This window comes from Pseudomonas sp. NPDC078700 (genome assembly GCF_044542375.1).
Taxonomy (GTDB): Bacteria; Pseudomonadota; Gammaproteobacteria; order Pseudomonadales; family Pseudomonadaceae; genus Aquipseudomonas.
The window spans coordinates 168,241-182,701 of record NZ_JBITUI010000003.1; the positions used below are offsets into that span (position 1 = coordinate 168,241).

A 14,461-nucleotide genomic window follows, 5' to 3' on the forward strand; every position below is an offset into this window, starting at 1 on the left:
AGCAATAGCGGATTTGCTGGCATGTTACACCGCAATATGTAGTAATAAAAACAACATTTCGCGGAAATTAACATAACAAGTGGTGACAATCAGGGCTGATCAGTACGATAGGCCTGCATTTTCGTCAGCTGCCTGTCTGCATAAGGAACAAAAATGGATCGCGTGCGAAACCTTCTGGAGCAAATTCAGACCCGTCTCGACAGCCTCAACAAGGCCGAGCGCAAGGTTGCCGAAGTGATTCTGCACAACCCGCAGCAAGCAACCCGCTTGAGCATAGCCGCGCTTGCACAAGCGGCCTCGGTCAGCGAACCAACGGTTAACCGTTTCTGCCGCTCATTCGGCGTCAACGGCTATCCGGAACTGAAGATGCAACTGGCCCAAAGCCTTGCCAGTGGCGCAGCCTATGTCAGTCGCGCCGTTGAAGCAGATGACGGCCCAGAGGCTTACACTCGCAAAATTTTTGGCAGCGCTATTACCTCGCTGGACAGTGCGTGCCAGTCGCTTGATCCACAGCTGATCAGCCGCGCTGTCGACCTGTTGATTCAAGCCCGGCAGATCCACTTCTTCGGTCTAGGCGCTTCGGCCCCGGTGGCGCTGGATGCACAGCATAAATTTTTCCGTTTTAACCTCGCCGTGACTGCACATGCCGATGTGCTGATGCAGCGTATGCTGGCCTCGGTCGCCCATACCGGTGACTTATTCGTAATTATCTCCTATACCGGCCGCACCCGTGAGCTGGTTGAAGTGGCACGAATCGCCCGGGAAAAAGGCGCTTCAGTTTTGGGCCTGACCGCCGCCAACTCACCCCTAGCAAAAGCCAGCACCTTAAGCCTGAATATTCCCCTGCCGGAAGACACCGACATCTATATGCCGATGACCTCACGGATCATTCAATTGACCGTGCTCGATGTGCTCGCAACGGGCGTCACCTTGCGCCGCGGCGTCGACTTCCAACCGCACCTGCGCAAGATCAAAGAAAGCCTCAACGCCAGCCGCTATCCAACTGACGAAGACTGACTCCTTTGGCGGTCAGGCAGAGCAGATTCTGCCTGTCCCAACGCAGGCTTACTTCCACCAGTACTCGACCTGAACACCAAAGTTCGAGCCATGCCGCGCATTATCGAACACCCCTGAATCAGACAGCGCTGAACCTGCGGACATCTGGCTGGCAGCCCGCTGCGCCGCCTCATTCCAACTGGCATAGGTGTAATACAGACGAAATTCAGGTCGCGCCCAAAAACCAGGTCCCGCCGGCGACCATGTAGGCGCAACGGTGAACTTGGTCAACTTGCGTGTGCCACCTGTAGCATCCACCTGATCGCGGCCCAATTCACCGACCAGCTTGAATTGATCAGTCAACGCATAGGTGGTGCGCCCACCCACAGATAACCAGTTTTGGTCATCGCTGTCTGGGCGAATATCTTTCTGGTAGACCACCTCAACCTGACCACCCAGGCGTGGTGTAATCTGCCAATCAAAGAACTCCACCAGACGGTAGCTCTTGCTGTCGCGATCAAGCCCAACATCCCCCGTAGTACCCAAGCCAGTACCTGGCCCCTGACCATATTGCAAAGCGAACTTGTTGGTGCCACCGAGAAACATTTTTTGCACATGCTGCCCGGTGATTGCCCAACCGCTGCTGCTGTCGCCACGGTGCGGATTGTTGATATAGCTGTAACCCACCTCGACTTCCCCGCCCGGGTTAGTCTTGAAACCGCCTACGTTGAAGTCCTGGCGAGTGGTGTAGTCATCCTGAAAGTAGCTGTCCTTACGTGAAAACACGTAGCTGTACTTGAGATCACCAATAACCATTTCATCAACACCGAAACCGGTCGCGCTCTGGTTCCAGTAGTAGAAGTCAGAGATATGAATGTCATTACGTTTATAGAAACGTCGACCCGCCCACAACGAGCCACCATTCAACGCCGGCATGTTGCTCCACTCGGCGTACATCTGATTCATCCGGGCAAAACCATAATCACCGGTAAACTTAGGCGTATGGCCATATTCGTTATACAGCTGAGCCATGCCCTCGACACTCAGTGTTGAGCCATCGTCAAGGCTTAGCAGATCTTGACGTAAATCCAGCTCTGAGTAGGTTTCACACTCGTTACCCAGACGATACTTGGACTGCGCACCCGGCAACTGGAAGCAGGATTGAGTCCCGCCGTTTTCCGACCCACCCGCACCGCTACGCACGTACCCCGAGAACTCCAGTGCGTTGGCAGCCACTGGCATCGCCAAGTAGCCCAGCGCCAAGACAAACCTCAATTGCGTTGCTGCTTTCATTTCAACTCCAATTATTTTTATTGTTAAGTCGGTCATTGATCAGCTCAGGTGACGTAACAAGGCAGCCATCACCTGAACCCTTGGCGATATCCATATCCACGCAAAAAAAATGCGCAAAAGCTCCCTCACCCGAGCCCAAAAGCCCGGCTGAGTAACATCTCGTGATCTCTATCGCGGCGCTTAAATCCGCGGTTAATCGCCTACCTAAAGGCTTCTCAAACGCGTGACATTGGCGGTTGAATCTCTGCCTACAGACGCGCCTGAACGAAGACGCTCGCCACTTTTGGCGTCAAACAGCATGACCTTCTCCGGGTCAAGCTGCAGCGCCAACACCTGCCCAACACGCGGCGCATCATCAGGTGCCATGCGGCAACACACCTTGGTGTGATTGAGCGTGACAAACACTAAAGTGTCCGGCCCTGTTGGCTCGATAATCTCTACCTCGGCACTGATTGCCACCAACCCTGGGGCACTGGCCACAGTCTGGATCTGTTCAGGGCGCACCCCCAGAATCACGTCGCGCTCCTCGACACCTTCGGGCATAGCCTGCAAAGGCAAATCAGCTGTGAGCTCGCCCTTTTCACCACTGCTCAATTGCGCAACCACATGACCGTCGCGACGCTCAAGCTTCACAGGAATAAAATTCATCGGCGGCGAGCCAATGAAGCTGGCGACAAACAGGTTGGCTGGATCGTTATAAATTTGCTGCGGCGTACCAAACTGCTGAATCACACCATCCTTCATCACCGCCACTTTATCGCCCAGCGTCATGGCCTCGATCTGGTCATGGGTGACATACACAGTGGTGGTCTTGAGCCGCTGATGCATCAGCTTGATTTCGGTGCGCATTTCGACACGCAACTTGGCGTCAAGGTTGGATAAGGGCTCATCAAACAAATAGATTTTTGGCCGCCGCGCCAAAGCACGCCCCATCGCCACACGCTGCTGCTGGCCGCCCGATAATTGCCCCGGCTTGCGCTTGAGCAAATGCTCGATTTGCAGCAGCTTGGCGACACGTGCAACCTCTTGATCAATCGCCTCTGGTGCCATCTTGCGCATCTTCAAACCAAAGGCAATGTTGTCGCGAGCACTCATGGTTGGATACAGCGCATACGACTGAAAGACCATGGCGATGTCACGATCTTTCGGGCTCTTGCCGCTGATATCAGCACCTTCAACAATAATTTCGCCACCGCTAATGCTTTCAAGCCCCGCGATGCAATTCATTAGCGTCGACTTGCCACAACCCGAGGGTCCAACCAGAATCAGGAACTCGCCTGACTCAATGTTCAATTCGATATTTTTCAGCGTGTCAGCCAACCCGCTGCCGTAGCTCTTGTGTACATTTCGAAGTTCAAGCGTTGCCATATTGTCTCTCCAAACAGGCCATTGCCCAGCGTTCAGGTAACGACCTGTTAGCCTTTCACCGCGCCAGCTGTCAGCCCGCGCAAGAAGTACTTACCTGCCAGCACATAGACCACCAGCGTGGGTAACCCAGCGATCATTGCGGCAGCCATATCGACGTTGTATTCCTTGGTTCCAGTGCTGGTGTTGACCAGATTATTGAGCGCCACCGTAATCGGCTGGGTGTCACCACTGGCGAACACCACCCCAAACAAAAAGTCGTTCCAGATTTGGGTAAATTGCCAGATCAAACAAACCATGATGATAGGCACCGACATCGGCAGCAGAATGCGCCCGAAAATCGTGAAGAACCCTGCCCCATCCAGCCGCGCAGCACGCACTAAAGCATCCGGAACACTGACGTAGTAATTGCGGAAAAACAGCGTGGTAAAGGCGATGCCGTAAACCAGATGCACCAACACCAACCCGGTCGTGGTATTGGCCAAACCCAGCTTGCCAAGGGTGAAAGACGCCGGCAGTAACACCACCTGAAACGGCAGGAAACAACCAAAAAGCAGCAAGCCAAAGAACAACTGCGAGCCCTTGAAACGCCACATGGCTAGCACATAGCCGTTAAGCGCTCCCAATACGGTGGAGATCAGCACCGCAGGCACGGTGATCTTCACCGAGTTCCAGAAAAAGCCGCCGAGGCTGTCCCAGGCCTTAACCCAACCAATGGCGGTAATCACATCAGGCCAGGTCAATAGATTGCCACTGCGAATGTCTTCCGGTGTTTTGAAACTGGTGAGCAACATCACAATCAACGGCACCAGATACACCGCACAGGCCGCGAGCAACGTCGCGTAAATAGCCAAACGGCTAAAGCTGAATTTAGGCTGATTAGTCATGGCGCTTGCCCCGCAACTCGGAATACAGATAGGGCACTAAAATCGCCAACACCGCGCCCAGCATCAAAATTGCACTGGCCGCGCCAAGCCCCATCTGGCCGCGGGTAAAGGTATGGGCATACATAAACATGGCGGGCAGATCAGACGAGTAACCGGGACCACCTGCGGTCATCGACGCGACCAAATCGAAGCTCTTGATCGCAATATGTGAAAGGATCATCACCGCACTGAAAAACACCGGGCCAAGGCTGGGCAACACAATGCGCAGGTAGATATTTGGCAGGCTGGCACCGTCCACTTGAGCGGCGCGAATGATTGACTGATCAACCCCACGCAAACCTGCCAGAAACAACGCCATGACAAAGCCGGAGGCCTGCCACACAGCGGCGATCACCAGGCAATAGACCACGCGATCGGTGTCCACCAGCCAGTCAAAACGAAAGCCTTCCCAGCCCCAGTCACGCAGCAGTTTATCCAGCCCCAACCCAGGGTTAAGCAACCACTTCCAGGCGGTACCAGTGACAATCATCGAGATCGCCATCGGATACAGGAAGATGGTGCGGATAAAGCCTTCACGGCGAATGCGCTGATCAAGCAACACCGCCAGAAACACCCCAAGGATCAAGCTGATGCTGATAAACAAGCCACCAAAGATCATCAGGTTCTTGCTCGCCACCCACCAGCGGTCGTTTTCCATCAGCCGCTGGTATTGCTGCAAGCCAACCCATTTGTAGCTGGGCATAAACCGCGAGCTGGTAAAGGACAATAAAAAGGTCCACAGGATATAACCGTAAAAGCCAACCAGCACGATCAGCATGGTCGGTGCCAACACCAGCTTAGGTAGCCAGCGTTGCAACGCATCCAGTGGTGACGTTTTGCTCATAATTGCTACTGAGCGCATACAGGCCCCTCAACATCGCAAAGACAAATTCCAGACGAGCCAATCCGCGGTGCGGGTTTGCACACCTTGAATGGCTCTACCTAAGGAGTCGCTGCCGGCGAACCAGCAGCTATGGACGGCTACTGAACGGCTTGAATTGCCGCAGCCAATTGCTGGGCCGCTTTCTTCGGATCTGCATCGGCGTCATTGAAGAAGTTGGTCACCACGTCAAAAACCGCGCCTTGCACATAGCTTGAAGCCGCCATGCCATGGGCCAGACTTGGCTGCAAGCCACCAGTCTTGGCAGCCTCTTTGAAGTCTTTCATTGAGGCTTGGGCGCAACTGTCAAAGCTGCTCATGTCCATGTCCTGACGAACCGGGATCGAGCCCTTGGCCTTGTTGAAGATGCCTTGGAATTCCTTGCCCATAACAATCTCGGCGAGATCCTCTTGGGCCTTGCGGTTGTCGGCATTGGCCAGCTTAAACATCGCTAGGGAATCGATGTTGTAGGCGAAGCTGCCCTGAGTGCCGGGGAACGGTATGCAGGTGTAATCTTTGCCAGCGGTCTTGCCAGCAGCGGTCCATTCGCTCTTGGCCCAATCACCCATGATCTGCATGCCAGCCTTGCCATTAATAACTAAGCCAGCTGCCGTATTCCAATCACGCCCCGCTGCGTTGGCATCGATGTAACCGTGCAGTTTTTTCAGGGTGGCAAAAACCTTGACCATCTTGTCGCCCGTTAACACGGCTTCATCTTGATCGACAAAGGCTTTGCGAAAATCAGCCGGACCGAGAATGGCGAATGCTAAATCTTCAAAAACCGTACCGTCTTGCCAAGGCTGGCCACCATGGGCAATTGCGATAAAGCCTGCAGCCTTCAGCTTGTCTGCTGCGGTAAAGAACTCGTCCAGCGTGGTTGGCGGCGTAGCACCGGCTTTAGCAAATACCTCTGGGTTGATCCACAGCCAGTTAACCCGATGCACATTCACCGGCACGGCCACGTAATCACCGTCGTACTTCATGATTTTGGCGACTTGCTCAGGCAGCAGCTCGTCCCACTTTTGGCGCTTGGCAACGTCATTCAAATCAGTGAGCAAACCCAGCTCACCCCACTCTTGAATGTCCGGGCCTTTAATCTGTGCAGCCGCAGGTGGATTGCCTGAAACAGCACGCGTCTTGAGTACGGTCATGGCCGCCTCACCACCGCCACCGGCGACGGCAAAGTCTTTCCAGGTGTGGCCTTTGGCTTCAACCATTTGCTTAAGGGTATCAGCGGCGCGCTTTTCACCACCCGACGTCCACCAGTGCAGCACTTCGACTTCACCAGCATGGGCAGCAAACGGAATCAGGGAGGCAAGGTAAACAGCAGTTGCCAGGCGAGAGATAACTTTCATCAACAGTACCTTTCTTGTTGTTATTCGCGAACAAGTCTGACGCTTGTGCTGCATTGGATACTAACCAAGACATCGGCGAAAACGGGTAACGAAGGGATAGAGAAACGTCACCGAACAGTTACAAAAGCTAATCGGCGAAACGGGGTAAATACAGCGACACGCGCAAACCTCCTTCGCGGAGGTTCTTCAGGGTTACTTCGCCACCATGGCTGTGGGCGATGTTGCGCGCGATACCCAGACCAAGGCCGTAGCCCTGCTGTTGTGCGGACAAGCGAAAGTGCGGTTCAAACACGTGCTCCAGTTGCTGCTCAGGCACCCCAGGCCCTTCATCGTCAACATGCAGCACAAAGACGCCATCATTATCTTCAATACTCAAGAGCGCACGCTGGCCATACTTCAAGGCGTTATCGACCAGATTACCGATGCAGCGCCTTAAGGCTAAGGGCTTGCCCTGGTAATTTGAGTCGCTCTGCCCGGCAAGCGTTACCAAGCCATTACCGGCAGGTGCCAGATAGGGTTCAATCACGCAATTGATCAGATAATCGAGGTCTATCGCTTCGATATTTTCGTGAATATCTGTGTCTTTGACGCACTGCAAAGCGCCTTTTACCAGCAGCTCAAGCTCATCAAGGTCGCGACCAAACTTTTCCTGCACGGCCTCATCGTCGAGCAATTCAACCCGTAAGCGCAACCGGGTAATCGGCGTGCGCAAGTCATGGGAGATGGCACTGAACAGCTGGCTGCGTTCGCGCAGATAACGACCAATCCGCTCGCGCATGGTGTTAAAGGCACGACTGACCTCCACCACTTCACTGCCGCCCGCCTCTTTCAGTGGCTCAACCTCGGTGCCCAGTGACATTTCCCGCGCGGCCACCGCCAGATACTTGAGCGGCCGGCTTTGCCAGTGCACCATCAAACCGATAAACAGCAGCAAGAATCCACTGGTCAAAATAATGAACCAGAGCTGCTGGGCAGGCAGCCCTGGCTGCTCCAGGCTCACATAGGGTTCGGGCATCAGCGAGGCCAGGTACAACCACTCCTCCGGGCCAATTCGTATCTGCGTAACCAGCACGGGCGGATTCATCGGTTCAAGGCTCAATGCGTAGTGTGCCCATGAGCGTGGCAACTCATCGAGCTTCACCGCATTATTGAAAATACGCAGATCATCAGGGCTGACAAATTGCACTGACAAATCTAGATCGTGACCCAAGCGCTCGCGCAGCGTTGCGTCAACCGCATCAATCACTGCCCGCTTACGCGGCGTAACTGGCAGCACATCCATGCTCAGTGGTTTGTCATTGAGTGATACGAAGAAACGGGTGCCACCCATATTGCGCAGCTGATCCAGCACCATTGGCCGATAGCCCAACGGCAACGAGCGAAAATAGCTGACACTGGCAGCCATCGACTGCGCCAAGCTGCGCGAACTGGCGACCAAGCCTTCAACCTGACTGGCGCGCAATTGTGAAACCCAGATAACGCTTGAAAGCGCCTGGGCAATAACCACCACCAGCAAGGTCAATACCAGCATTCTGGCCAGTAAGGAACGCGGTATCAGCAACCCTAACAAGCGCTTAATAACCGTGACCCTGATGGGGTTCAACATGGGCAGCCAACAAGTAACCACTGCCACGAACCGTACGGATCAGTCGCGGTGGTTTTTCGATATCACGCAGGCGCTGACGCAATCGACTTACCGCCATATCGACTATTCGCTCAAGCGGCATGACCTCTCGACCACGGGTAGCGTTGCCAATGGTGTCGCGATCCAGGATTTGCTGCGGATTGTCGAGAAACAGCTTGAGCAGGGTGAAATCCGCCCCGGAAAGAATCACTTCTTCACCGTCAGTATGGAATAAGCGATGACTGACCATATCCAGTCGCCAGCCCTCGAAGGCCAATACCTCAGCGCCTCGCTCCTGACTGAAGTTAACCCGACGCAGCAACGCTTTGATTCGCGCCTGCAACTCACGCGGGCTAAAGGGTTTACCTAAGTAATCATCAGCGCCCAATTCAAGGCCGATCACTCGGTCAGCTTCATCAGAGCTGGCGGTCAACATAATCACCGGAATATGGGCAAAGCGTTGATGCTCACGCACCCAGCGACACAGGCTGAATCCGTCTTCGTCGGGCAGCATCACATCGAGGATCACCAGGTCAGCCGAGTCCGCGGTGAGACTCTGACGGAACCCCGCACCATCGCCGACAGCACGCACTTGAAAACCGGCACGACTCAAATAGGTTTGCAGAAGTTCGCGAATTTCCTGATCGTCATCGACCAATAAGATCGACCTTCCATTCTGACTCAAGACATCACCTTTTTATTGTTATGAGTGGCCGCCAACGCCGGCTTCTACTACAGACTTTGTTGTTGCTGCAGCGCCACGCCTGCGCCCATCAAACCCGGATACTCAGCCGTTACCAGCCACACCGGTATGCCGGCAAAGTAATCGCTCATACAGCCTTTGTCGCTGAAGCTGTGCGCAAAACCACTGCCGCAAAAAAACTCAGCAAACCGCGGGACTATACCGCCAACGATGTAAACCCCGCCGCGCGCGCCCAAACTCAGGACATTATTGCCGGCAGCGCGCCCCAACCAGCAGCAAAACTGCTCAAGCACAGCACTTGCCGTGGCATCACCTGCCAATGCCGCAGTGGTTATCTCGGCCGGGCTGGCCAGTTGCGGAGCAATTTGGTCCAACTCACACATGGCGCGATACAACACCAGCAAACCATTGCCACTGAGCACATCTTCAGCGCGTACATGCCCCAACTGACGGAACAGCACTTGCCAGAGCTGCGCCTCACGGGCGCTGCCAATGGGTAAATCCACATGACCGCCCTCGCCCGGCAGTGCGGCCCAGCCACCCTCAGCTTGCGGCAGCAATGTACCCACGCCCAAGCCGGTGCCAGCACCAATCACCACCGCTGGGCGACTGGCATCGGCAACACCCTCGCACACTGTCAGGCGCTCACCCTCAGCCAGCCGGGTCATGCCTAGGGCCATGGCGCTGAAGTCATTAATCAGCACTAACTGATCGATCTGAAGACGCTGGCAAAACTCGGCGCGATTGATCCGCCAGTGATTGTTAGTAAAACGAAACACGGCATCGCTCACTGGCCCAGCACAGGCAAGGCACACCGAGCCAAGTGAACCCAGTGGCACATTATGTTCGGCAAGATACTGCTCAATCGCCGCTTCAGCCGTTGCAAAATCAGCCGTTGGCAGAACGCTGACCGACTCCAACTGCTCATCACGCCACAACGCAAAGCGCGCGTTGGTGCCGCCAATATCTCCGACTAGCGCCAGCTTCACTTAAGCGACTCCAGGCTCTCTGTGAATGCACTGGCACCCTGCTCGGCGGTACTGAATGAATGGCGCATAAAGCTGAACAACTCACGCCCACAACCTTCGCCATTGTTCAGCGAACTGCTCGCCAACTCACGAGCAGCCAACTCTTTCTCATCTACCAGCACCCGAAGCTCGCCGGTGTGGCCATTGACCCGGATGATGTCGCCATCGCGAACCCGCGCCAACGGCCCACCATCAAATGCTTCAGGGCACACATGAATAGCTGCCGGAATTTTGCCTGAAGCCCCCGACATACGGCCATCCGTCACCAGCGCGACTTTAAAACCGCGATCCTGCAGCACACCCAGAAATGGCGTCATCTTGTGCAATTCAGGCATGCCATTGGAGCGCGGCCCCTGAAAACGCATCACAGCCACCATGTCGTGCTCAAGCTCACCGGCCTTGAAGGCATCAGCCAGCTCTTGCTGATCTTCGAATACACGCGCTGGAGCCTCTACAATCTGATGCTCAAGGGCAACAGCCGAAACTTTCATGACTCCACGCCCCAGATTGCCCTCCATTACCCGCAACCCACCTTCGGCAGAAAACGGATTGGCCACCGGGCGCAAGACTGATTCGTCATGGCTCTTGCGTGGGCCGTCGCGCCACACCAGCGCACCATCCTCAAGAAAAGGCTCTTGGGTGTAACGGCTCAGGCCATGACCGGCAACTGTGTTGACATTTTCATGGAGCAAACCGGCATCGAGCAATTCACGAATCAGAAATGACATACCGCCAGCTGCCTGAAAGTGGTTGATGTCGGATTTACCATTTGGATAAACATGAGCCAGGGTCGGCACCACAGCGGACAAATCAGCCATGTCCTGCCAGGTCAGCATAATCCCGGCAGCCCGTGCAATTGCAGGCATGTGCAAGGTGTGGTTGGTTGATCCGCCCGTCGCACTCAAGGCGACGATCGAGTTAACCAGGCAGCGCTCATCAACAATCTCAGCCAGCGGCATAAACTGTCCGCTTTGCTTGGTCATCTGAGTGATTTGCCGCGCAGCCGCAACAGTCAGCGCATCACGCAATGGCGTATTGGGATTCACAAAGGAAGCACCCGGCAAGTGCAAGCCCATCACTTCCATCAGCAGTTGGTTGGTGTTGGCGGTGCCGTAGAATGTACAGGTGCCTGGGCTGTGATAAGCACTCATTTCAGCTTCAAGCAGCTCATCACGAGTGGCTTTGCCTTCTGCGTAACGCTGGCGAACATCAGCTTTTTCTTTGTTCGACAAACCAGACGGCATAGGCCCAGCAGGCACAAACATTGTCGGCAGGTGACCAAAGCGCAATGCGCCCATCACCAAACCCGGCACAATTTTGTCGCAAATACCCAGGCAGAGTGCGGCGTCGAACATATTGTGCGACAACGCCACGGCAGTCGACATGGCAATCACTTCACGACTGGCGATACCCAACTCCATGCCCGGCTCGCCCTGGGTCACGCCATCACACATGGCAGGCACACCACCGGCGAATTGGCCCACCGAGCCAACATCGCGCAGGGCTTGCTTGATCTGCTCTGGGTAGGTCTCGTAAGGCTGATGTGCAGAGAGCATGTCGTTGTATGCAGAAATGATTGCCACGTTGGCAGCATTCATCAAGCGCAAGGTTTGCTTGTCATCAGCGCCACAACCGGCGACGCCGTGAGCAAAGTTGGCGCACTGCAATTTGCCACGCTGCGGACCGTCACTCGCTGCTGCACGAATCATCGTCAAATAACGCTCACGTGTAGCACGGCTGCGGGCGATAAGGCGGTCAGTTACCTCTTGGACACGGGGATGCATGTTGTCGACTCCAGGCTAGCGGGCAAATTTATTTGTACCTTTAACAAAATATTGCCACTTAAAAGGCTTGATTTCTACATTCACGGGAATAATCTTGTAATTCCAACAACAAAATAATTAATGGACTGCATTTATGACTCTGCGTATCGCTATCAATGGCTTTGGTCGTATCGGCCGCAATGTATTGCGCGCCCTCTACACCCAAGCCTACCGCCAAAACATCCAAATCGTAGCTATCAACGACCTTGGTGATAGCGCTATCAATGCTCATTTGCTCAAGTACGACAGCGTGCATGGCATCTTCGATGGCGATGTTGAGTTTGATCAGGAAAGCCTGACGGTAAACGGTGACCGTATCGCTGTCAGTGCAATTCGCAATCCGAGTGAACTGCCATGGAAGCGCCTGGCAATTGATGTGGTATTTGAATGCACCGGACTATTCACTTCACGGGATAAAGCCGCTGCGCACCTCAGCGCTGGTGCCCGCAAAGTGATTATCTCTGCACCTGCTAAAGGGGCTGATGCAACCATAGTTTACGGGGTTAATCAGGATATTTTGCGCCAATCTCATCAGATTATCTCTAACGCCTCTTGCACCACCAACTGCCTGGCACCGGTTGCCCAGGTCTTGCACCGCGAACTGGGCATCGAGAATGGCTTGATGACCACCATTCACGCCTACACCAACGACCAAAACCTGTCCGATGTTTACCACAGCGATCCGTACCGCGCGCGCTCGGCCACCCAATCGCTCATTCCAAGTAAAACCGGCGCAGCCGAAGCTGTAGGTTTAGTCCTTCCCGAGCTAGCCGGCAAGCTAACGGGGATGGCTGTGAGGGTTCCGGTGATCAATGTATCACTGGTCGATTTAACCCTGATGGTCAGCCGAGAAACCAGCCCGGAAGCGGTGAATGCATTGATGCAAAGTGCCAGCGAACGCTCAAGCGTACTCGGCTACAACAGCCTGCCACTGGTCTCATGCGACTTTAACCATAACCCGCTTTCATCGATTTTCGACGCTAATCACACCAAGGTCAGCGGCAAAATGCTCAAAGTCATGGCCTGGTACGACAACGAATGGGGCTTCTCCAATCGTATGCTCGATACTTGCCTAGCCCTGTGCAACGCACCTCAATAGTTGTAGGAATTAGCACATGAGCCGCATCAACTTCACCACCGCCACGTTGGCAGCGCGTAAGCGCATAGCGCTGGTTGCCCATGATCACTGCAAAGTATTCTTGCTGGATTGGTGCCAGCGCCACCGAGCTAAACTGGCTAATCACGACCTGTTGGCCACTGGCACCACTGGGGCGTTATTAAGCAGCAAGCTAAATCTGCCCGTCGAAAGCATGATCAGCGGCCCCTTGGGTGGCGACCAGCAAATTGGCGCGCGCATCGCCGAACAACGTGTCGATATGCTGGTGTTTTTCTGGGATCCCTTTGAGCCACAACCCCACGATCCAGATATCAAAGCCCTATTGCGAGTGGCGGCAGTCTGGAACATACCTGTGGCCTGCAACGAGAGCAGCGCCGACTACATGCTCAGCAGTAGTTTGTTGGAACAACAACATTCATACCGAATCCCCGATTACCAAAGCTATTTGGCTGAGCGTTGTTAAATACACGGCGGGCCACGGTATTGCGCCTGAAATTAACGCGTCATCCCAAGCCGTTTTTCCCGGAAAAATACTGAGGCACCTACGCCACTGTCTTGAGCTTCGTTATCTCAGGGCATGGGCGCTGTTCCGCCTGCCATAAATCAAACGCTGCTTGCTGGGCGAGCCAGGCTCGAGCAGCGCCAACGCCTGCAAGCTCCAGACGGCGCGCTAGGTCGGCACTAATGCCGGCATGGCCATTAATCACTGTCGAGAGCTGGCCCCGCGAATAGCCCAAATGCTGAGCCAACGCGGTAACGCTCAAGCCTAGGGCTGGCAGAATGTCATCGCGCAAGGCTTCGCCCGGATGGGGCGGGTTGTGTATCGGCATGTCGTGCCCTCGCATTAGTGGTAATCCAAGTAATTGACCAACTCACTAATGGAGCCAATAAAATGGAAAATGGTGAACAAGCTTCGCTTGTAGCATCCTACGTCGGTGGAGGAGCGCAACACTGGCGATTATCGAGCGCTTCTAAAAGCCGGCAATGTTCGGCCTCTGCGCTGGTGCAATTGGCCATTCGCGATAACTCGGACTGCATTTTTTGCAAATCGCGGATACGTTCCTCAATGGTCACCAGATGGCTTTGCACCAGCTTATCTGCTTGCTCACACGGGCTATGCGGTCTATTTGCCAGATCCAGCAAGGTGCGAATCTCATCCAAGCTAAAACCCAACTCGCGCCCCCGACGAATAAACAGCACACGCCGTACATCAGCATCCTGATAATTACGATAGCCAGATGCCGTGCGCTGTGGCTCCGGTAACAAGCCGCTGCGCTCGTAAAAACGAATCGTCTCAAGATTGACGCCACTCTGCTTGCTTAATGCGCTGATGGTAAATGGCTTGCTCATG

At 54.6% G+C, this 14,461-nt stretch carries 14 protein-coding genes; 3 read left to right on the forward strand and 11 right to left on the reverse strand.

Features of this window, described 5'->3' with window-relative positions; all coding sequences use genetic code 11:
- Nucleotides 1–162: 162 nt before the first annotated feature.
- Nucleotides 163–1,017, forward strand: coding sequence for a MurR/RpiR family transcriptional regulator (locus ACIGCM_RS11130; RefSeq protein ID WP_339488709.1), 855 nt, complete (start codon nucleotides 163–165; stop codon nucleotides 1,015–1,017).
- 48 nt (nucleotides 1,018–1,065) lie between these two features.
- Here the strand turns inward: ACIGCM_RS11130 and ACIGCM_RS11135 are convergent, their stop codons facing one another.
- The 9 genes from ACIGCM_RS11135 to edd all read right to left on the reverse strand — a co-directional run bounded on the left by ACIGCM_RS11135 (nucleotide 1,066) and on the right by edd (nucleotide 11,954).
- Nucleotides 1,066–2,289, reverse strand: coding sequence for a maltoporin (locus tag ACIGCM_RS11135; protein ID WP_397502125.1), 1,224 nt, complete (start codon nucleotides 2,287–2,289; stop codon nucleotides 1,066–1,068).
- A gap of 204 nt (nucleotides 2,290–2,493) precedes the next feature.
- Nucleotides 2,494–3,657, reverse strand: a complete 1,164-nt coding sequence (locus ACIGCM_RS11140) for an ABC transporter ATP-binding protein (protein WP_397502126.1) — start codon at nucleotides 3,655–3,657, stop codon at nucleotides 2,494–2,496.
- Between the two features lie 47 nt (nucleotides 3,658–3,704).
- Nucleotides 3,705–4,541 carry a carbohydrate ABC transporter permease gene (locus tag ACIGCM_RS11145; RefSeq protein ID WP_397502127.1) on the reverse strand — a complete coding sequence of 279 codons (837 nt, stop codon included), beginning with the start codon at nucleotides 4,539–4,541 and terminating at the stop codon, nucleotides 3,705–3,707.
- Complete coding sequence (locus tag ACIGCM_RS11150; RefSeq protein WP_397502128.1) at nucleotides 4,534–5,442, reverse strand: carbohydrate ABC transporter permease; 909 nt, start codon at nucleotides 5,440–5,442, stop codon at nucleotides 4,534–4,536. The genes ACIGCM_RS11145 and ACIGCM_RS11150 overlap by 8 nt, the downstream gene beginning before the upstream one ends.
- A gap of 119 nt (nucleotides 5,443–5,561) precedes the next feature.
- Nucleotides 5,562–6,815 (reverse strand): ABC transporter substrate-binding protein, encoded by a 1,254-nt coding sequence (locus ACIGCM_RS11155; RefSeq protein WP_397502129.1) that lies wholly within the window; start codon nucleotides 6,813–6,815, stop codon nucleotides 5,562–5,564.
- 127 nt (nucleotides 6,816–6,942) lie between these two features.
- Nucleotides 6,943–8,421, reverse strand: a complete 1,479-nt coding sequence (locus tag ACIGCM_RS11160) for an ATP-binding protein (protein ID WP_397502130.1) — start codon at nucleotides 8,419–8,421, stop codon at nucleotides 6,943–6,945.
- On the reverse strand, nucleotides 8,390–9,124 hold the full coding sequence (locus ACIGCM_RS11165; protein ID WP_397502131.1) for a response regulator: 735 nt from the start codon (nucleotides 9,122–9,124) through the stop codon (nucleotides 8,390–8,392). The genes ACIGCM_RS11160 and ACIGCM_RS11165 overlap by 32 nt, the downstream gene beginning before the upstream one ends.
- A gap of 47 nt (nucleotides 9,125–9,171) precedes the next feature.
- Nucleotides 9,172–10,131, reverse strand: coding sequence for a glucokinase (locus ACIGCM_RS11170; protein WP_397502132.1), 960 nt, complete (start codon nucleotides 10,129–10,131; stop codon nucleotides 9,172–9,174).
- Nucleotides 10,128–11,954 (reverse strand): phosphogluconate dehydratase, encoded by a 1,827-nt coding sequence (gene edd, locus ACIGCM_RS11175; RefSeq protein WP_397502133.1) that lies wholly within the window; start codon nucleotides 11,952–11,954, stop codon nucleotides 10,128–10,130. The genes ACIGCM_RS11170 and edd overlap by 4 nt, the downstream gene beginning before the upstream one ends.
- Before the next feature lie 133 nt (nucleotides 11,955–12,087).
- Between edd and gap the strand changes: the two genes are divergently transcribed.
- Nucleotides 12,088–13,092 (forward strand): type I glyceraldehyde-3-phosphate dehydrogenase, encoded by a 1,005-nt coding sequence (gap, locus tag ACIGCM_RS11180; protein ID WP_397502134.1) that lies wholly within the window; start codon nucleotides 12,088–12,090, stop codon nucleotides 13,090–13,092.
- A gap of 16 nt (nucleotides 13,093–13,108) precedes the next feature.
- Nucleotides 13,109–13,573 carry a methylglyoxal synthase gene (locus ACIGCM_RS11185; protein ID WP_397502135.1) on the forward strand — a complete coding sequence of 155 codons (465 nt, stop codon included), beginning with the start codon at nucleotides 13,109–13,111 and terminating at the stop codon, nucleotides 13,571–13,573.
- Between the two features lie 79 nt (nucleotides 13,574–13,652).
- Here the strand turns inward: ACIGCM_RS11185 and ACIGCM_RS11190 are convergent, their stop codons facing one another.
- Nucleotides 13,653–13,940, reverse strand: coding sequence for a HigA family addiction module antitoxin (locus ACIGCM_RS11190; protein WP_397502136.1), 288 nt, complete (start codon nucleotides 13,938–13,940; stop codon nucleotides 13,653–13,655).
- Between the two features lie 97 nt (nucleotides 13,941–14,037).
- Entirely contained in the window at nucleotides 14,038–14,460 is a 423-nt protein-coding gene (locus tag ACIGCM_RS11195) for a helix-turn-helix domain-containing protein (protein WP_397502137.1), read from the reverse strand.
- Nucleotide 14,461: the final 1 nt, after the last annotated feature.

Coding starts and splice junctions, on each gene's coding strand:
- ACIGCM_RS11135 (WP_397502125.1), bottom strand. CDS start 2,289: ATGAAAGCAGCAACGCAATTGAGGTTTGTCTTGGCGCTGGGCTACTTG.
- ACIGCM_RS11140 (WP_397502126.1), bottom strand. CDS start 3,657: ATGGCAACGCTTGAACTTCGAAATGTACACAAGAGCTACGGCAGCGGG.
- ACIGCM_RS11145 (WP_397502127.1), bottom strand. CDS start 4,541: ATGACTAATCAGCCTAAATTCAGCTTTAGCCGTTTGGCTATTTACGCG.
- ACIGCM_RS11150 (WP_397502128.1), bottom strand. CDS start 5,442: ATGCGCTCAGTAGCAATTATGAGCAAAACGTCACCACTGGATGCGTTG.
- ACIGCM_RS11155 (WP_397502129.1), bottom strand. CDS start 6,815: ATGAAAGTTATCTCTCGCCTGGCAACTGCTGTTTACCTTGCCTCCCTG.
- ACIGCM_RS11160 (WP_397502130.1), bottom strand. CDS start 8,421: ATGTTGAACCCCATCAGGGTCACGGTTATTAAGCGCTTGTTAGGGTTG.
- edd (WP_397502133.1), bottom strand. CDS start 11,954: ATGCATCCCCGTGTCCAAGAGGTAACTGACCGCCTTATCGCCCGCAGC.
- gap (WP_397502134.1), top strand. CDS start 12,088: ATGACTCTGCGTATCGCTATCAATGGCTTTGGTCGTATCGGCCGCAAT.
- ACIGCM_RS11185 (WP_397502135.1), top strand. CDS start 13,109: ATGAGCCGCATCAACTTCACCACCGCCACGTTGGCAGCGCGTAAGCGC.
- ACIGCM_RS11190 (WP_397502136.1), bottom strand. CDS start 13,940: ATGCCGATACACAACCCGCCCCATCCGGGCGAAGCCTTGCGCGATGAC.
- ACIGCM_RS11195 (WP_397502137.1), bottom strand. CDS start 14,460: ATGAGCAAGCCATTTACCATCAGCGCATTAAGCAAGCAGAGTGGCGTC.